This is a genomic window from Mycobacterium sp. NPDC003323 (assembly GCF_053589535.1).
In genome coordinates this window covers 216,936-235,069 of the sequence record NZ_JBSFSB010000003.1, presented here as the reverse complement: position 1 = coordinate 235,069, position 18,134 = coordinate 216,936, and the positions used below count along the sequence as shown (strand labels likewise).

Annotated in this window: 16 protein-coding genes; 11 read left to right on the top strand and 5 right to left on the bottom strand. The window is 67.2% G+C overall.

Translation table 11 applies throughout. The features are described from left to right. The first annotated feature begins 6 nt into the window (after nt 1-6). Genes hsaA through hsaB form a run of 4 tightly spaced genes read left to right on the top strand, consistent with a single transcriptional unit; the run spans nt 7 to nt 3,542 of the window. Entirely contained in the window at nt 7-1,191 is a 1,185-nt protein-coding gene (hsaA, locus tag ACWDUN_RS10705; protein ID WP_449928252.1) for a 3-hydroxy-9,10-secoandrosta-1,3,5(10)-triene-9,17-dione monooxygenase oxygenase subunit, read from the top strand. Further along, complete coding sequence (gene hsaD, locus ACWDUN_RS10700; RefSeq protein ID WP_449928250.1) at nt 1,191-2,063, top strand: 4,5:9,10-diseco-3-hydroxy-5,9,17-trioxoandrosta-1(10),2-diene-4-oate hydrolase; 873 nt, start codon at nt 1,191-1,193, stop codon at nt 2,061-2,063. The genes hsaA and hsaD overlap by 1 nt, the downstream gene beginning before the upstream one ends. A gap of 12 nt (nt 2,064-2,075) precedes the next feature. Beyond that, the gene (gene hsaC, locus ACWDUN_RS10695) at nt 2,076-2,975 is read left to right on the top strand and encodes an iron-dependent extradiol dioxygenase HsaC (RefSeq protein WP_449928248.1); all 900 of its coding nucleotides are present in this window, start codon (nt 2,076-2,078) and stop codon (nt 2,973-2,975) included. Beyond that, nucleotides 2,976-3,542 (top strand): 3-hydroxy-9,10-secoandrosta-1,3,5(10)-triene-9,17-dione monooxygenase reductase subunit, encoded by a 567-nt coding sequence (gene hsaB, locus ACWDUN_RS10690; protein WP_449928246.1) that lies wholly within the window; start codon nt 2,976-2,978, stop codon nt 3,540-3,542. A gap of 10 nt (nt 3,543-3,552) precedes the next feature. Here hsaB and ACWDUN_RS10685 read toward each other — a convergent pair whose 3' ends face one another. Together ACWDUN_RS10685 and ACWDUN_RS10680 are read right to left on the bottom strand one after the other, a co-directional pair. Then, entirely contained in the window at nt 3,553-4,542 is a 990-nt protein-coding gene (locus ACWDUN_RS10685; protein WP_449928244.1) for an Rv2253/PknI dimerization domain-containing protein, read from the bottom strand. Between the two features lie 57 nt (nt 4,543-4,599). Next, nucleotides 4,600-5,538 (bottom strand): LysR family transcriptional regulator, encoded by a 939-nt coding sequence (locus tag ACWDUN_RS10680; RefSeq protein ID WP_449928242.1) that lies wholly within the window; start codon nt 5,536-5,538, stop codon nt 4,600-4,602. Between the two features lie 35 nt (nt 5,539-5,573). Here ACWDUN_RS10680 and ACWDUN_RS10675 point away from each other — a divergent pair, with 35 nt between their 5' ends. The 3 genes from ACWDUN_RS10675 to ACWDUN_RS10665 are packed head-to-tail and all read left to right on the top strand — an operon-like array spanning nt 5,574 to nt 9,615. After that, nucleotides 5,574-6,929, top strand: a complete 1,356-nt coding sequence (locus ACWDUN_RS10675; protein WP_449928240.1) for an MFS transporter — start codon at nt 5,574-5,576, stop codon at nt 6,927-6,929. Beyond that, nucleotides 6,926-7,702 carry a 3-hydroxybutyrate dehydrogenase gene (locus ACWDUN_RS10670; protein WP_449928238.1) on the top strand — a complete coding sequence of 259 codons (777 nt, stop codon included), beginning with the start codon at nt 6,926-6,928 and terminating at the stop codon, nt 7,700-7,702. Before ACWDUN_RS10675 ends, ACWDUN_RS10670 begins: the two co-directional genes overlap by 4 nt. Continuing rightward, nucleotides 7,699-9,615: an acetoacetate--CoA ligase gene (locus ACWDUN_RS10665; protein WP_449928236.1), complete on the top strand. Its 1,917-nt coding sequence runs from the start codon at nt 7,699-7,701 to the stop codon at nt 9,613-9,615. The genes ACWDUN_RS10670 and ACWDUN_RS10665 overlap by 4 nt, the downstream gene beginning before the upstream one ends. 8 nt (nt 9,616-9,623) lie before the next feature. On the opposite strand, the gene xylB is transcribed toward ACWDUN_RS10665, so the two are convergent. Together xylB and ACWDUN_RS10655 are read right to left on the bottom strand one after the other, a co-directional pair. Next, complete coding sequence (gene xylB / locus ACWDUN_RS10660; RefSeq protein ID WP_449928234.1) at nt 9,624-11,018, bottom strand: xylulokinase; 1,395 nt, start codon at nt 11,016-11,018, stop codon at nt 9,624-9,626. Between the two features lies 1 nt (nt 11,019). Then, entirely contained in the window at nt 11,020-12,198 is a 1,179-nt protein-coding gene (locus tag ACWDUN_RS10655; RefSeq protein WP_449928232.1) for an ROK family transcriptional regulator, read from the bottom strand. 98 nt (nt 12,199-12,296) lie between these two features. Here ACWDUN_RS10655 and xylA point away from each other — a divergent pair, with 98 nt between their 5' ends. The 4 genes from xylA (at nt 12,297) to ACWDUN_RS10635 (ending at nt 16,746) form a co-directional block, all read left to right on the top strand. After that, nucleotides 12,297-13,514, top strand: coding sequence for a xylose isomerase (gene xylA / locus ACWDUN_RS10650; RefSeq protein WP_449928230.1), 1,218 nt, complete (start codon nt 12,297-12,299; stop codon nt 13,512-13,514). 72 nt (nt 13,515-13,586) lie between these two features. Then, on the top strand, nt 13,587-14,660 hold the full coding sequence (locus tag ACWDUN_RS10645) for a sugar ABC transporter substrate-binding protein (RefSeq protein ID WP_449928228.1): 1,074 nt from the start codon (nt 13,587-13,589) through the stop codon (nt 14,658-14,660). 5 nt (nt 14,661-14,665) lie between these two features. After that, complete coding sequence (locus tag ACWDUN_RS10640) at nt 14,666-15,451, top strand: ATP-binding cassette domain-containing protein (protein WP_449928226.1); 786 nt, start codon at nt 14,666-14,668, stop codon at nt 15,449-15,451. Between the two features lie 17 nt (nt 15,452-15,468). After that, nucleotides 15,469-16,746, top strand: a complete 1,278-nt coding sequence (locus tag ACWDUN_RS10635; RefSeq protein WP_449928224.1) for a sugar ABC transporter permease — start codon at nt 15,469-15,471, stop codon at nt 16,744-16,746. A 24-nt stretch (nt 16,747-16,770) separates the two neighbouring features. Here the strand turns inward: ACWDUN_RS10635 and ACWDUN_RS10630 are convergent, their stop codons facing one another. Further along, complete coding sequence (locus tag ACWDUN_RS10630; protein WP_449928222.1) at nt 16,771-18,048, bottom strand: HNH endonuclease; 1,278 nt, start codon at nt 18,046-18,048, stop codon at nt 16,771-16,773. Nucleotides 18,049-18,134 lie beyond the last annotated feature (86 nt).

The following is an 18,134-nucleotide window of genomic DNA, read 5'->3' as shown; positions in this document are numbered from 1 at the left end:
ATTTCAGTGACGTCCATTGAACAGCGTGACGTGCAGGCGGTTCTCGCCGGTATCGACGATCTGTTGCCGAACCTGCGGGAACGCGCGCAGACCGCCGAGGACCAGCGTCAGGTTCCCTACGAGACCATCAACGAACTCGACGAGGTCGGCTTCTTCAAGCTGCTCCAGCCCGAACAGTGGGGCGGTCTGCAGGCCGACCCGACGGTCTTCTACGAGGCCGTCCGCCGGCTCGCCAGCGCCTGTGGTTCGACCGGCTGGATCAGCTCGATCATCGGCGTGCACAACTGGCATCTGGCGCTGTTCGACCAGCGCGCCCAGGACGAGGTGTGGGGTGACGATCCGACCGTTCGGGTGTCGTCCTCCTACGCCCCGATGGGCGCCGGAACCGTCGTCGACGGCGGCTATCTGGTCAGCGGTGCCTGGCAGTGGTCCTCCGGCAGCGAGCACGCCACCTGGGCGTTCCTCGGCGGCCCGGTCATCAAGGACGGCCGCCCCGTCGACTTCGGCAGCTTCCTGATCCCGCGCAGTGAGTACAAGATCGACGATGTCTGGCATGTGGTCGGGCTCAAGGGCACCGGCAGCAACACCGTCGTCGTCAAGGACGTCTTCGTGCCCTCGCACCGTTTCCTGTCCTATAAGGCGATGAACGACGGCACCGCCGGCGGCTACGAGAACAACACCGCCGCCGTCTACAAGATGCCGTGGGGCACCATGCATCCCACCACCATCTCGGCGCCGATCGTCGGGATGGCCTACGGCGCGTACGCCGCGCACGTCGAACATCAGGGCAAGCGCGTCCGCGCCGCCTTCGCCGGTGAGAAGTCCAAGGACGACCCGTTCGCCAAGGTGCGCATCGCCGAGGCCGCCAGCGATATCGACGCCGCCTGGCGTCAGCTGATCGGCAACGTGGGCGAGGAGTACGCACTCCTGCAGGCCGGCAAGGAGATTCCGTTCGAGCTGCGCGCGCGGGCCCGCCGCGATCAGGTGCGCGCCACCGCTCGCGCCATCGCCTCGATCGACCTGCTGTTCGAGTCGGCGGGTGCCACGGCGCTGGTCAGCACCGCTCCGCTGCAACGGTTCTGGCGTGATGCCCACGCCGGCCGGGTGCACGCCGCCAACGAGCCCGAGCGTGCCTACCTGATCTTCGGCAACAACGAGTTCGGTCTGCCGCCCGCGGACACGATGGTCTGATGACTGCCGTTTCGGAAGTGACATTCGAGTCCACCTCCCGCTACGCCGACGTGCAGGCCGGGGAGCTGGCCATGCGGTTGCACTACCACGAGGCCGGCGACCCGACATCGCAGACCATCGTGCTGCTGCACGGCGGTGGTCCGGGCGCGTCGAGCTGGTCGAACTTCGGTCGCAACATCGCCGTGCTGGCGCAGCGCTACCACGTGCTGGCCATCGACCAGCCCGGCTATGGCCTATCGGACAAGCACACCGAGCACGAGCAGTACAACCGCTACAGCGCCAAGGCGGTGCTCGGTCTGCTCGACAAGCTGGAGATCACCGGACGCGTTCCGCTGCTTGGCAATTCGCTCGGCGGCGGCACCGCGGTGCGGTTCGCCCTGGACTATCCGGACCGGGCGGGCAAGCTCATCCTGATGGGACCCGGCGGGCTGTCGGTCAACCTGTTCGCCCCCGACCCGACCGAGGGTGTGAAGGCGCTGGCGAAGTTCAACTTCGAGCCGACCCGCGAGAACCTCGAGGCCTTCATCCGGATCATGGTGTTCGATCAGAAGCTCGTCACCCCGGAACTGGTCGAGGAACGCTTCAAGATCGCCAGCACCCCGGAATCGCTGGCCGCCACCCGTGCGATGGGAAAGTCGTTCGCGGGCCCGGATTTCGAGCTCGGCATGATGTGGCGCGAGGTCTACAAGCTGCGCCAGCCGGTGCTGCTGATCTGGGGGCGCGAGGACCGGGTCAACCCGCTCGACGGCGCATTGGTCGCGGTCAAGCAGATCCCGCGGGTGCAGCTGCACGTCTTCGGGCAGTGCGGGCACTGGGCACAGGTCGAGAAGTTCGACGAATTCAACAAGCTCACCATCGATTTCCTGAGTTAGGAAGGCATTCCGATGAGCATCAAGGCACTGGGGTACATGCGCATCGAGGCCACCGATGTGGCGGCGTGGCGCGAGTTCGGCCTGAAGGTGCTCGGCATGGCCGAGGGTGATGGCGCCACGCCGGGTGCGTTGTACCTGCGGATGGACGAAATGGCCGCCCGGCTGGTCATCGTGCCGGGTGACCGAGATCGGCTGCTCATCTCCGGCTGGGAGGTCGCCGACGCGCCGGCGCTGCAGGCGTTGCGCGAGACGCTGTCCAAGGCCGGTGTCGACTTCACCGAGGGCACCCGTGAGGACAAGGCCGAGCGGCGCGTCGAGGGCCTGATCCGATTCACCGATCCGGCCGGGAACGTGCTGGAGGCGTTTCACGGTGCCCAGTACCTGGGCCGGCGGTTCGTCAGCCCGTACGGCCACAAGTTCGTCACCGATCAGCAGGGGCTGGGGCATGTGGTGCTCACCTGTGATGACGATGCCGCGGCGCAGGCGTTCTATCAGGACGTGCTGGGCTTCCGGCTGCGCGACTCGATGAGCCTGCCGCCGCAGTTGGCCGGCCGGCCCGCCGATGGCGATCCGATCTGGCTGCGGTTCTACGGCTGCAATCCGCGCCACCACGCACTGGCATTCATGCCGATGCCCAACCCGACGGGCATCGTGCACCTGATGGTCGAGGTGGAGAACTCCGACGATGTCGGGCTGTGCCTGGACCGTGCGCTGCGCCGGAACGTGAAGATGTCGGCGACATTGGGTCGACACACCAACGACAAGATGTTGTCCTTCTACATGAAGACCCCCGGCGGATTCGATATCGAGTTCGGTTGCGAGGGACTGGAAGTCGAGGACCAGAACTGGGTGGCGCGGGAGAGTACCGCGGTCAGCCTGTGGGGACACGACTTCAGCGTCGGCTTCAAGTAGATGTCGGAGCAGCCCATCGACCCACGCACATTCCGCCATGTGCTGGGACAGTTCTGCACCGGTGTCACCGTCATCACCACCACCCACGAGGACACCCCGATCGGCTTCGCCTGTCAGTCGTTTGCGGCGCTGTCGCTGGATCCGCCGCTGGTACTGTTCTGTCCCACCAAACAATCCAGGGCCTGGCAGGCCATCGAGGCCAGTGGCCGATTCTGCGTCAACATGCTGCACGAGAACCAGCAGCACGTCTCGGCGCAATTCGGCTCGAAGGCACCCGACAAGTTCGCCGGGATCGACTGGACGCCATCACCACTGGGATCACCGATCATCGACGGCAGCCTGGCCCATATCGACTGCACGGTCGCCTCGGTACACGATGGTGGCGACCACTTCGTGGTGTTCGGGGCGGTGCACTCGCTCTCGGAGCCACCGGCACTGAAGCCGCGGCCGCTGCTGTTCTACCGCGGGCAGTACACCGGTATCGAGCCCGACAAGAACACCCCGGCGCAGTGGCGCGATGACCTGGAGGCGTTCCTGACGACCACCACGTCTGATACGTGGCTCTGATTTCGTCCCATCAGTCCCCGACTCGCTGCAGCTTCACGTCGAGTTCGACCTTGGCCGGGCAGTCGCCGGTGTACTCCTGGAACGACTTCCCGCTCAGCGCAACGATCGGGTCCTGCGGGCCCTGCGGTAGCGGCAGCTCATCGCGAGAGGTCTGCCGGACCTTTCCGATGCCGTCGGTGCACTCGGCGTCACCGTCGGGGAAGTTGGCGGTGAAACGCCCGTCGCCGTACAGCATCACGAACAGATTGTTGGTGTCGATCGTGGACATCAGGCTGATGCAGCGGTCGCCGGTGCGTAGACAGTAGGTGGTGGCCTTGTAGTCGTGCGGCGGAAAGGTCTGGCCCGTCTCCGGGTAGGTCTGCGAGTAGGTGTAGACACCGCGCAGCGCCGCGCCGGCCGATGTGCGCAGTGGCGGTTCGGCCGCCGGATCGGGCGGGGTGAGGCTGACCCCGGACCCCGTCGTCGGGGTGAGGTGGATGGCGCGCTTGTTGGCGCACAGGGCCGGTGCCGTCGCCCAGGTGTACTCACCGGTCATCGATCCGTCCAGCTGCGGCTTGAGTGAAATCACCGTCCAGCCTTGGACATCGGTCTCGACATCGCCGACCGTGCACTTGTCCGGCGCCTCACGCACCATCAGCCAGTCGCCGGCCAGATAGTCGAACACCATCGTCTGCAGAGCCGGGCCGGCCGGGTCCTGCGGGTTCACCACCGCCACCGTCGCAACGCATTCGGTGCCCTTGCAGACCGAACGGGCCACCCAGGTCTCGGTGCGGGCGGTCCCGGCGACCGGCTTGCCGTCGGGCGTGGCGGTCGGACCGACATCGACCTTGAAGGTGCCGTCCAGCGACGGCCCGATCTTGGCGGCCTCCTGCTCGTCACCGGTGGATCTGACCGTGTACAGGCAGGCCGCGAAACCGCCGAGCACGACTGCGACCAGTGCGATCGCCGCAAGCAGTTTGACCAGTGTGCGTTTGGTGTCTTTGTTCAGCCCGAGTGCCATCGCGGTAAAGGATGCCATCCCGGCGTGGCCGTGATGAACGCAATCACTGCAGTGGCGTCAATTCGCGCCCAACAGGACATCGTGTTGATCCCGCATCCGCGTCACGATGGCGTCCACGATCGCGGCGACCTCGGGCCGGCGCAGCGTCTCGGCACGGGTCACCAACCAATATCCCAGCCGCACCGACACCGCCTCGGAGAGCACCCGGGCAAGGTCCGGGTGGCGATCGGCCATGAAGCACGGCAGCAGGCCCAGGCCGGCGGACGCGCGGGTCGCCTCCACGTGGACGAAGACGTTGGTCGAGGACACCGACTGCCGCATGGTCGGGGCGAAGCTGGTGGCCAGGTCCAGTTCGTCGACCTGCAGCATGGCCTCGATGAAGTAGACCAGCGGGTGGCCGGCCAGATCTGCCAGCCGCTGCGGCGTGCCGTGCTCGGCCAGGTAGCGCTGCGACCCGTACAGGCCCAGGCAGTAGTCGCCGAGCCGGATGGCCTGGGCGCGTTGCACCGTGGGCTCACCCACCACGACCTCGATATCGACGCTGGCGCGTTGCTGACTGGCACGCCGGGTGGCCGCGACGATCTCCACCGCGACCCCCGGATGCTCGCGCTGGACTTCGGCGGCCGCCGGTGCGGCGATATAGGCACTGAATCCGTCGGTGGCCGAGATGCGCACGACGCCCTCGAGTCGGCGCGGTTGTCCGTGGGTGCCGGCCACCGAGCGCACCGCCGCCTCGACGGCCTCGGCGGCGGAGAGCACCTCGCGCCCGCGGTCGGTCAGCTCCCAGCCCGCCCCCACCCGGGTCAGCACCCGGGCGCCGATCGCCTGTTCCAACGCGGCGATGCGCCGCGAGATGGTGGTGTGGTTGACCCCGAGTTGCTCGGCCGCACTCACATAACGGCCGGTTCGCCCGACGGCGAGCAGAATCAACAAGTCATCGGCGCTCGGTACTGCCACTTCTGCATTTTTGCAGACAATTGGTGCACTTCTGGTCATTGTGTCGAGTGTTACCTGCATGAATACTCAGCCCTATGTGTGCTGTCGATCACAATTCCACCCAGAACACCACAGGGCTCAAACGCGTGGTGACCGCCTCGATGGCCGGCACGGTCGTCGAGTGGTATGAGTTCTTCCTCTACGGCACCGCGGCGACGCTGGTGTTCAGCAAGGTCTTCTTCGCCCAGACCGGTAGCGAACTCGACGCCATCCTGGCCGCGTTCGTCACCTACGCCGTGGGCTTCATCGCCCGCCCGTTGGGCGGCATCGTGTTCGGTCATTTCGGTGACAAGTACGGGCGCAAGAAGCTGCTGCAGTTCAGCCTGCTGCTCGTGGGCGTCGCCACCTTCGCGATGGGCTGCCTGCCGACGTTCAACCAGATCGGCTACTGGGCGCCGGCCCTGCTGGTGCTGCTGCGGTTCATCCAGGGCTTCGCGGTCGGTGGTGAATGGGGCGGAGCAGTGCTGCTGGTCGCCGAGCACAGCCCGAACCGTCAGCGCGGCTTCTGGGCCAGCTGGCCGCAGGCCGGTGTGCCCGCGGGCAATCTGCTGGCGACGGTCGTGCTGCTGGTCCTGACCACGACGCTGTCGGATGCGGCCTTCCTGTCCTGGGGATGGCGTGTCGCGTTCTGGCTGTCCGCGGTTGTGGTGCTGGTCGGCTACTACATCCGCACCAAGGTCACCGACGCCCCGATCTTCGTGGAGGCCCAGCAGGAGGCCGAGCGCATCAAGGCCAGCTCGTTGTCGGTCGTCGAGGTGCTCAAGCGTTATCCCCGTGGTGTTTTCACCGCGATGGGCCTGCGCTTCGGCGAGAACATCATGTACTACCTGGTGGTCACCTTTTCGATCACCTACCTCAAGACCCAGGTGGGCGCCGACACCAGCACCATCCTGTGGTACCTGCTGATCGCGCACGTCGTGCACTTCGCGGTGATTCCGCTGGTCGGCCGGCTCTCCGACCAGTTCGGTCGCCGGCCGGTCTACATCGTCGGCGCCGTGCTGGGTGCGGCGTGGGGCTTCTTCGCCTTTCCGATGATGAACAGCGGCAACTACGCTGTCGTCACCGCCTCGGTGACCATCGGCCTGGTCATCCACGCGCTGATGTACGCCCCGCAGCCGGCCATCATGTCCGAGATGTTCCCGACCCGGATGCGGTATTCCGGTGTCTCGCTGGGCTATCAGGTGACCTCGATCGTCGCCGGTTCGCTGGCTCCGATCATCGCGGTGAAGCTGCTGGACATCTACGACTCGTCGGTGCCGATCGCGGTCTATCTGGGTCTGGCCTGTGCGGTGTCGTTGCTGGCCGCGCTGCTCACCCGCGAGACCAAGGGCATCGATCTGAAGACCCTCGACGACGCCGATGCCCGCGACGTCGCCGGGGCGCGGGCATGAGCGAGCTTGTGAGCGAATCATCGGCTGCGAGCGAGCTTGCGGGCAAGGCAGCGCTGGTGACCGGGGCGGCGGCCGGTATCGGTGCCGCGTGCGCCCGCGAACTGGCCGCCCGCGGCGCCAAGGTCACCGTCGCCGACCGGGACGCCGACGGTGCGCAGGCGCTGGCCGACGAGATCGGCGGCACCGCATGGGCGGTCGATCTGCTGGACGTGGCGGCCCTGGAGGACCTGCGGCTCGACGTCGACATCCTGGTCAACAATGCCGGCGTGCAGCGGGTCGCGCCGATCGCCGAGTTTCCGCCGGAGGCCTTCCGCACCCTGTTGACCCTGATGACCGAGGTGCCCTTCCTGTTGATCCGGGCGGCGTTGCCGCACATGTACGACGCGGGTTTCGGACGGATCGTCAATCTGTCATCGATTCACGGACTGCGGGCCTCCGAATATAAGGTCGCCTATGTGACGGCCAAGCATGCACTGGAGGGACTGTCCAAGGTGACCGCGCTGGAGGGCGGTCGGCACGGTGTGACCAGCAATTGCGTGAATCCCGGTTACGTGCGGACCGCGCTGGTGGACAAGCAGATTGCCGATCAGGCCCGCACCCACCGGATCGACGAGCAGCAGGTCGTCGAGCAGATCCTGCTCAAGGAGAGCGCCATCAAACGGCTGGTGGAACCGCAGGAGGTGGCCTCACTGGTCGCGTGGCTGGCCTCCGATCAGGCGGGCATGGTGACCGGAGCCTCCTACACCATGGATGGCGGGTGGAGCGCCCGGTGAGTGCTGAGCCGCAGTGGGAACCGAGCGCCGACGATATCGCGAACGCACAGGTCAATGCGTTCGCACGGTTCGTCGGTAGAGAAGAGGACTATCACGCGCTGTGGCGGTGGTCGGTCGACGAGCCCGCGGAGTTCTGGGGCGCGCTGTGGCGCTATTTCGACCTCGGGGACATTCCCGGTGCTGTGCTGGCCGACGATTCCATGCCCGGTGCCGGCTGGTTTCCCGGAGTGCGGTTGAACTATGTCGACCAGATCGCCCGACAGGCCCGCGCGGACCGTCCCGCCATCCTGAGCGTCAGCGAGGACGCCGACGTCGCCGAACTGTCGTGGTCCGAGCTGCTGTCTGCGACCGCGGCTTTGGCGGCGCAGATGACCGAACTCGGGGTGCGGCCCGGAGACCGTGTCGTCGGATACCTGCCCAATATCGCCGAGGCCGTCATCGCCTTCCTGGCCACCGCCTCCCTCGGTGCGGTGTGGAGCGCGTGCGGACAGGACTACTCGGCCAAGGCCGCGCTGGACCGGCTGGGCCAGCTCGAACCCATGGTGCTGGTCACCGCCGACGGTTATCGGTTCGGCGGCAAGACCCACGACAAGAGTGCCGATGTCGCCGAGTTACGCGCCGGGCTGCCGACGCTGAAGGCCACTGTCTCGGTGTCCCGACTCGCGCCGACTCCGGCCGACCATCTCGATTTCGCCGACCTCACCGCCGCCGGGGGTGAACTGCACACCGTCGCGGTCGACTTCGGCCATCCGCTGTGGGTCCTGTTCTCCTCGGGCACCACGGGACTGCCCAAGGGCATCATGCACGGCCACGGCGGTGTGCTGGTCGAGCATCTCAAAGCCGTTGCGCTGCAGAGCGATATCGGTCCCGCCGACACCTTCTTCTGGTACACCAGCCCGAGCTGGATGATGTGGAATTTCCAGGTCGCCGGGCTGCTGGTGGGCGCCACCATCGTCTGCTACGACGGCAGCCCATCGGCTCCGAGTCCGGATACGCTGTGGGAGTTGGCGGCTCGTCTGGGCGTCACGGTGCTGGGTACCAGCCCCGGTTATGTGCTGGGCTGTGCGAAGGCCGGTGCGGTGCCGCGCACCGACCATGACCTGTCGGCACTGCGGACCGTCGGCATCACCGGATCATCACTGCCGCCCTCGACCTCGCTGTGGATGCGTGACAACCTCGGTTCGCACGTGCAGGTCGCCTCCATCAGCGGTGGTACCGATGTGGTGTCGGCGTTCATCGGTGGGGTGCGCACCGTCCCGGTGTGGCCGGGTGAGCTGTCGGCGCCCTTCCTCGGTGCCGCGGTGGACGCCTGGGATGAGTCCGGCAAGCCGGTGCGCGGCGAGGTCGGTGAACTGGTGATCACCAAACCGCTTCCGTCGATGCCTGTGGCGTTCTGGAACGACGCGGACGGATCGCGGTACCGCGACGCGTATTTCGAGATGTTCCCCGGTGTGTGGCGACACGGCGACTGGATCACCATCACCGATCACGGCAGCGTCATCGTGCACGGGCGTTCCGACTCGACGCTGAACCGGCACGGCATCCGGATGGGCAGCGCGGACATCTACCAATCCGTCGAGCGGTTGCCGGAGATCGCCGAGGCGCTGGTGATCGGCGCCGAGCAACCCGACGGCGGCTACTGGATGCCGCTGTTCGTGGTGCTTTCCGATGGCGTCTCGCTGACCGACGAGCTGACCGAGAAGATCAAGCAGACCATCCGGACCGAGGTGTCACCGCGACATGTGCCCGACGAGGTCATCGTCGCTCCCGGCATCCCGCACACCCGCACCGGCAAGAAGCTCGAAGTCCCGATCAAGAAGCTGTTCCAGGGTGCGGATTCGGCAAAGGTGGTCGAGCGCAGCGCCGTGGACAATCCGGACCTGCTGGACTGGTACGTCACGCAGCGTCGCTGAATTTCCGCTCAGCGCAGGGTGAGTTCCTGGGCGCTCAGATACCGCTGGAGCACGTCGGGGGTCGGGTCGGCGTGGTAGCTCGTGGTCGTCGAGGTGTGCCACCGGGGCTGGTCGTCGTCACCGGACAGCACCCACGCCGCCTGGCGGGCGGCGCCCAGCGCGACATACTCGCCGGCCTCGGGCACGTCGACCGTCGTCGCGAACACCGCCGGGGCTATCCGCCGCACGGCCTCCGAGCGGGCACCGCCACCGATCAGGATGATGCGGTCAGCGGCGACGCCCTGATTCCCGATCTTGCCGATGCAGTAGGCCATCGAGCTGAGCAACCCCTCGACGGCGGCGCGGGCGATATTGGCCGGGTTGAGGTTTCGGGCGGTCACACCGTGCAGCGCGCCCGCGGCATGGGGCAGATTGGGGGACCGTTCACCCTCGAAATAGGGGATCAGTGCCAATCCTTCGGCGCCTGCGGGGGCCGACAGCGCCAACCGGTCGAATTCGGCGAAGTCGACCTGCAGCATCGCCGCCACCGCGGCCAGTACGGGCGCTCCGTTGAGTGTGCATACCAGCGGGAGCTGCAGTCCGGTCGCATCGGCGAAGCCGGCCACGATGCCCTCCGCATCGTGTGGTGCGGTGTCGCCCACCGCACTGACCACTCCGGAGGTGCCCAACGACACCACGCAGTCACCCGCGGTGGCCGCCAATCCCAGTGCGGCTGCGGCATTGTCACCGGCACCCGGACCCAGCACCGCGCCGCCGGCGGCCGTGCCCGCGCTGTCACGCGGTCCGAGGAGTTCGGGCACAGCGGGCCGCCGGCCGCGGAACGCGAGCTCGAGCAGATCGAACTCATAGGTGTCGCTCGCGGCCGAGAAGTAGCCGGTTCCGCTGGCATCGCTGCGGTCGGTGCGCAGGTCGGTGATATCGGTCGAACCGCTCAGCCGCCAGGTCAGCCAGTCGTGCGGCAGACATACCGCCGCCGTCGCGTCGGCATGCCGCGGTTCGTGATCGGCCAGCCAGCGCAGTTTGGTCGCGGTGAACGAGGCGACGGGCACGACGCCGACCCGCTCGGCCCAGCGGTGGGTACCGCCGAGCTCCTCGACGAGCTGACCGGCGGCCTCGGCGGAGCGAGTGTCGTTCCACAGCAGTGCATCGCGGACGACCCGTCCACCGTCGTCCAGGCACACCATGCCGTGCTGCTGCGCCGCGACCGATACAGCGGCGACGTCATCGATTCCGCCGACGGTCTCGATCGTGTGCTGCAGGGCCTCCCACCAGTGCTGGGGGTCGACCTCGGTGCCGGGTGGGTGCGGCGAAGATGCCGATCGAAGCACTTCGCCCGTCGCGGCATCACAGATCACCACCTTGCACGACTGGGTGGACGAGTCGATTCCGGCGACCAGCGCCATGTCAGAACCTCCCGGGATCGGCGAGCAGTGGGGCGAAAGCCAATTCGGCGGCGCCGATGATCAGCGTGTCGGCGCCGAGGGTGGCCGGTACCACCCGGACCAGGTGACGCGGCGCACCCATGGTGTGCCGCGCCAGCTCGTCGTGCAGGGCTGCCGCCGCGAACGCGGGGAACACCCGCAAGAAGCCGCCGAGGACGATAAGGCGCGGGTTCAACATGTTCACCGCGTTTCCCAGCGCGATCGCCAGTGCGCGTGCCTGCCGTGCCAGTACATCGCTCTCGGCGTGGTCGGGAGGCAAAACGCTCTCGTCGGCAACATCATCGAGCCGCGCCAGCAGCCGGGCCAGCGGTGGCTGGACGACCTCGGTCTCCAGGCAACCGACGCTGCCGCAGTGACATCGCTGCACGCCGCCGACGTAGGTGTGCCCGAGTTCGCCCGCGTAACCGGCCACTCCGGCCAAGATGTCACCGGCGACCACGAATCCGGCGCCGATACCGCTGGGGCCGCCGTTGACGTAGATCAGGTGATCGGGGTCGTGGTGCCGGCCGAACAGGTGCTCGGCCAGCGCCCCGGCATTGGCATCGTTGGCGGCGAACACCGGTAGTTCCGTCGCCTCGCTGAGCATCTGGCCGATCTTGACATCGTGCCAGTCCAGATTGGGGGCGAGCTGAACGGTGGATTCCGGGCTGTGCACCAGGCCGGGAACTGCGACGCCGACGGCGGTGATCAGCACGGATTCCTTGAGCCGGTTACGAATTCGGGCGATTTCCTCGGCGGCGATGGTCACGGTATCGGCCGCCGTCGGCACCTGTGCGGTGTCGCGGCGGACGACGTCGAGCACCGCACCGCCCATCGATACGACACCGATGGTGACGGCATCGACCTCCGGGGTGACCGCGACGGCCAGCACCCGGTCATGGGGTCGGACGATATTGCTGGGCCGGCCGACCTGGGTGGCCGTCTCGGCCGGTGCCTCGGCGACCAGGCCGCGGTCGACCAGTTCCTCGACCAGATCCTTGGTGGTGGACCGGGACAACCCGGTGAGCCGGGTCAGTTCGGCACGGCTGAGCGAACGGTGACGGTGCACGAGCGTGAGCACGCTGGACAGATTGCGGCGTCGGATGTCGTCGGTGCTCGTGCCGGCCCTGCGGGGGCCGGTGCCCCGTGCCGGTTCCTTCACCGCGACAACCCTTCCACATGCGCCCTTGACAGTGTCCTGCGCCACATCTTATGTTCGCTCGGAGAACAAAAGCGTAGAGCATGAACACGAGGAGCACCATGACCGTCCTGGAATCCAGCATCGCCGGCGAGCTGACCCCGCGGACATCGGACAAATTCTCCTTCGGCCTGTGGACGGTCGGGTGGCAGGGCGTCGATCCCTTCGGCGTCGCCACCCGACCCGCGCTCGACGCGGTGGAGGCCGTCGAGCGATTGGCCGAATTGGGTGCCTACGGCGTGACGTTCCACGACGACGACCTGTTCGCCTTCGGCAGCTCCGATGCCGACCGGCGACGCGCCATCGACCGGTTGACCGCCGCACTCGGTGCCACCGGGCTGGTCGTGCCGATGGTGACCACGAACCTGTTCAGTCAGCCGGTCTTCAAGGACGGCGGGTTCACCAGCAACGATCGCGCAGTGCGCCGGTTCGCGCTGCGCAAGGTGCTGCGCAACCTCGACCTGGCCGCCGAGCTCGGCGCGCAGACCTTCGTGCTGTGGGGTGGACGCGAGGGCAGCGAGTACGACTCGGCCAAGGACGTCCAGGCCGCGCTGGAGCGTTACCGCGAGGCGTTGGACCTGCTGTGCCAGTACGTGATCGATCAGAACATCGGGATCCGGTTCGCGATCGAGCCGAAACCGAACGAGCCGCGCGGTGACATCCTGTTGCCGACCGTCGGGCATGCGCTGGCCTTCATCGACACGCTCGCACACCCGCAGCTGGTCGGGGTGAACCCCGAGACCGGGCACGAACAGATGGCGGGGCTGAACTTCACCCACGGGATCGCGCAGGCGCTCTACAGCGGCAAGCTCTTCCATATCGACCTCAACGGTCAGCGCGGTATCAAGTTCGACCAGGACCTGGTGTTCGGGCACGGTGATCTGGCCAACGCGTTCGCGCTCGTCGACCTGCTCGAGCACGGCGCACCCGGGGGTGGCCGGGCCTACGACGGGCCACGGCATTTCGACTACAAGCCCAGCCGCACCGAGGACGCCGACGGGGTGTGGGCCTCGGCCGCGGCCAACATGCGGATGTATCTGTTGCTGCGGCAGCGGGCCGCCGCGTTCCGCGCCGACCCGGCGGTGCAGGAGGCGATGGCGGCGGCCAAGGTCGCCGAACTGCGCGAACCCACACTCGGCGCAGGCGAGACCTACACCGAGCTGCTCGCCGATTCCAGCGCCTACGAGCAGTTCGATGCCGACGCCTACTTCGGCGGCCGGGGCTGCGGCTTCGTGGCGCTGAACCAACTGGCCATCGAGCATCTGCTCGGTGCCCGCTGAGTCCGTGACCGGCGTCACTCGATATGTGATGCTTCCAAACAAATAATCCGTCCACAGACCACCGGAGGATCCATGAAACGCACCAGCAGCCTGCTCGTCACCGCCGTCGTCGGTCTCGGACTGACGCTCTCGGCTTGCGGCTCGAACACGACGAGCTCGGATTCCGCGGACGGTGGCGGCGGCAAGATCGGGGTCATCCTGCCGGACACCAAGTCCTCGGTGCGGTGGGAGACCAAGGACCGGCCCGCGCTGGAGGAGGCCTTCAAGGCTGCCGGTGTCGAGTACACCATCCAGAACGCCGAGGGATCGGCCGACACCATGGCCACCATCGCCGACGGCATGATCGCCGACGGCGTCACCGTGCTGGCGATCGTCAACCTCGACTCCGACAGCGGCGCCTCGATCCAGCAGAAGGCGGCCGCACAGGGCGTCAAGACCATCGACTACGACCGGCTGACCCTCGGCGGCTCGGCCGACGTCTACGTCTCCTTCGACAACACCAAGGTCGGCGAACTGCAGGGGCAGGGGCTGGTCGACTGCCTCGGCGGGAAACCGGCGAACGTGGTGTTCCTCAACGGTTCTCCGACCGACAACAACGCCACGCTGTTCAGCAGCGGCGCCCATTCGGTGCTCGATGCCACGCCGACGGTCACCAATGTCGGTGAGCAGGCCGTCCCGGACTGGGACAACGACAAGGCCGTGACGATCTTCGAGCAGCTCTACACCGCCGCCGACGGTCGCGTCGACGGCGTCTACGCGGCCAACGACGGGTTGGCCGGCTCGGTCGTCTCGATCCTGGAGAAGAACCGTCGCGCCGGTCAGGTGCCGGTCACCGGTCAGGACGCCACCGTCGAAGGGTTGCAGAACATCCTGGCGGGCAACCAGTGCATGTCGGTGTACAAGTCGGCGACCGAGGAGGCCGACGCGCTGGCCAAGGTGGCCATCTCGCTGGCCAACGGCGAGACACCGGAGACAACCGCCACCTCACGTGATGACACCGGCAACCGTGATGTTCCCTCGGTCCTGCTGACCCCCAAGTCGATCACCAAGGACAACGTCAACGTCGTCCTCGATGACGGAGGACAGTCCCGGGACGAGGTCTGCGCGGGACAGTTCGCGTCCATGTGCACCGCAGCGGGGATCTGAGCCCGGTGAGCACCGCGGTCGAGCCGATCCTCGAATTGAAGGGCGTCAACAAGAGTTTCGGTGTTGTCCACGTCCTGCACGATGTCGACTTCCGGGTCTATCCCGGCCAGGTGACCGCGCTGGTGGGAGACAACGGCGCGGGTAAGTCGACACTGGTCAAGGCGATCGCCGGGATCCACCCCATCGATACCGGCACCTATCTGTTCGAGGGACGCCCGGTCGCGGTTCGCAACCCGAATGACGTCTCGGCGCTCGGCGTCGAGGTCGTCTACCAGGACCTGGCGTTGTGCGACAACCTCGACATCGTCGAGAACATGTTCCTGGGAAGGGAATTGAAGAGTCGCGGACTACTGGACGAGGCCCGGATGGAGACGATGGCCCGTCAGGCGTTGACATCGCTGTCGGTGCGCACCGTGAAATCGGTGCGCCAGCCCGTGTCGAGCCTGTCCGGCGGCCAGCGCCAGACGGTCGCCATCGCGAAATCGGTGCTGTGGAATTCGAAGGTCGTCCTGCTCGACGAACCCACCGCCGCACTCGGCGTCGCGCAAACCCAGCAGGTGATCGAACTAGTCCGACGGCTGGCCGATCAGGGACTCGGTGTGGTGCTGATCTCGCACAACATGAACGACGTCTTCGAGGTGGCCGATCGGATCTGTGCGCTCTACCTCGGTCGGGTGGCCGCAGACGTGCGGGCAGCCGATGTCACCCACGGTCAGGTGGTGGAACTGATCACCGCGGGGCGCTCCGGCACCCTCGGACTGGCACCGGCTCAGGCCGCCGAATCGTTGTGAAACAGAGAGATCCCGACATGACCACTACGAGTTCGAAATCGACCGCGAGCCTGGCGGATTCGGATTTCGCCGGTGACGCCCGCTCCGATGCCACCTTCGGCGCCGCGCTGCGCGGATACCTGCAGCGGGTGCGCGGCGGAGACATGGGATCCCTGCCGGCGGTCCTGGGTCTCATCGTGCTGTTCGTGGTGTTCGGTCTGGCCAACGAACGCTTCCTGTCGGCACTGAACCTGGCCAACCTGATCACTCAGGCGGGCTCGATCTGCGTGCTGGCGATGGGGTTGGTGTTCGTGCTGCTGCTCGGGGACATCGACCTGTCCGCGGGTGTCGCCGGTGGCGTGTCCGCATGCGCGATGGGCCTGATCATCGTCAACCTCAGCTGGCCGTGGTGGGTGGCGATTCTCACCGGGATCCTGTGTGGCGCAGTGATAGGCCTCGCGATCGGGGTGCTGCGGGCGAAGCTGGGCATCCCGTCGTTCGTGGTGACGCTGGCCTTCTTCCTCGGGCTGCAGGGGGTGACGCTCAAGCTCATCGGTGAGGGCGGCTCGGTGCGCGTCGACGATCCGGTGATCCGCGGACTGACCATCAGCAATGTGCCCGTCGACATCGGCTGGGCCGCCGCCGCGCTGGTGGTGATCGCCTATGCCGGCATCGAGCTGTACCAGTACCGGCGCAAGGCCTCGCTGCAGTTGGCGAATGCACCGTTGGGTGTGGTGATCGCGCGCGTCGGTGCCGTGGCGGCCGTGGTGCTCGGCGTGACCTACATCCTGTCGGTCAACCGAAGTGTCAGCGCCATCAACGAGATCCGCGGCATACCCTACGTTCTGCCGCTGATCCTGGTGCTGCTCGTCGCGATGACGGTCGTGTTGAAGCGGACGTCCTATGGCAGGCATATCTACGCCGTGGGTGGTAACGCCGAGGCCGCGCGTCGCGCCGGCATCTCGGTGGACCGTATCCGTGTCTCGGTGTTCGTGGTCTGCTCCTCGCTGGCGGCCCTCAGCGGGATCATCGCGGCCTCGTATGCGGGCAAGGTGTCGGCGGCCTCGGGTGCGGGCAACACGCTGCTCTATGCGGTGGGTGCGGCCGTCATCGGCGGTACCAGCCTGTTCGGCGGCAAGGGGCGGGCGATCGACGCCGTCATCGGCGGTGTCGTGGTCGCCACCATCGCCAATGGGCTCGGTCTGCTGAACCAGTCGTCGTACATCAACTTCCTGGTCACCGGCGGGGTGTTGTTGTTGGCCGCGAGCGTGGACGCGATCTCGCGGCGCCGGCGGTCCTCGACCGGTCTGAGCTGACGGCCGACGAACGCCGGCACCGGCTCACGCAGCGTCGAACCTGACGAGGTCGATGCTCAACCCGCCCTCGATGACGCTCACCGTTCGCACCGGTGGACCGGGAAGTGGCGGTGCCGTCGAGCGGTAGACGGCACCGGTGGGCGTGCTGTGTTCGGCGGTGTGTCGGCCGTCGACGACTGCGGTGCGCACCGACCACCCCGGTGACTCCTTGGCGTAGTTGCAGGCCTCGCATTTCCCTAGGCCGTTGTCGGCACTGGTCGGGCCGCCGCTACGGGCGGGTTTCGCGTGATCGTGGTGCCGGATGGGCGCATCGCAATACGGTGTGCGGCAGGTTCGGTCGCGCAGTTCGAGGAACGTGCCCAATCCTGTCGGGAAGGGGCGTGCCCGTGACTCCATGGCCACCAACTGACCGGACCGTGGGTGGCGGTACAGCCGACGCAGTGTCGAACGCAATTCCGGGTTGGCGGCCTCGGTGACCAATCCGCGGGCGAAACCGGCGGGCACCGGACCATATCCGGCCACCCACGCGGGAGCGTCGTCATCACCGGCCAGGGTGGTATCGGCCATCACCAGACCGAGTGCGACGGGCACCGGCTGGTCCGCAGGGCGCCCGGTCACCCGTTCCACGACGGTATCGGCCATGACCTGGCCGCGGGTGCGACCGTCGAATGTGGTGTCGGCGAGCCGCTTCAGCGCGGCATACACCGCGACCCCCTGCGCGACCGGCAACAGCACGGTGACATAGGCCATGGTGTCCGGGGCGGGGCGGATGGTGACGCAGCGGTCCTCGGCCGCCTTGGCCGAGCGTGCGACGACCGCGGCGGCGTCCAGACCCGCCGCGATGCGCTTGGCCTCGGCCTCGACGCGAGCGTCGCCCCAGCCCTCCAGCCGCGACGGATCGGCACACAACTCGGCATCGAGCCGGCGGCGATCGGCCACGTCCAGGCACGCGGACTCGCGCACGATCAACGTCGCCCGCCACTCCGATAGCGCGCCGGAATCCAACGCCGCCAGCGTGTACGGCATTTCGTGTACCAGCGCATGCGCGAAGCCGAGGTGCCGACCGCCCTTCTTGGGAGATTCGCGGCGCGCCAGTCCGACCTCCGCGGCGAGTCCCCGACCGCGTTTGGCTGCTGCGACACCGGCGACAGCCTCGGCGGCGCGGCGTTTGGCCGACCACAGCGCGGTGGCGCGCGCCTGCGCGGCGGCGGCCGCCGACTTCATGCGCTCGAAGTGCTCGACCTGGGCCCGCAGCTCCTCCTCCGAGGACCGCGGATCCACATCGAACAAACTTTCGATCACGTTGTCGATGTTACCCGCTGCCACCGACACAGAATGGCGGCCAGCAGTAACGACATCAGGCTGCATGCCGGGCAAGCTCATTTGGC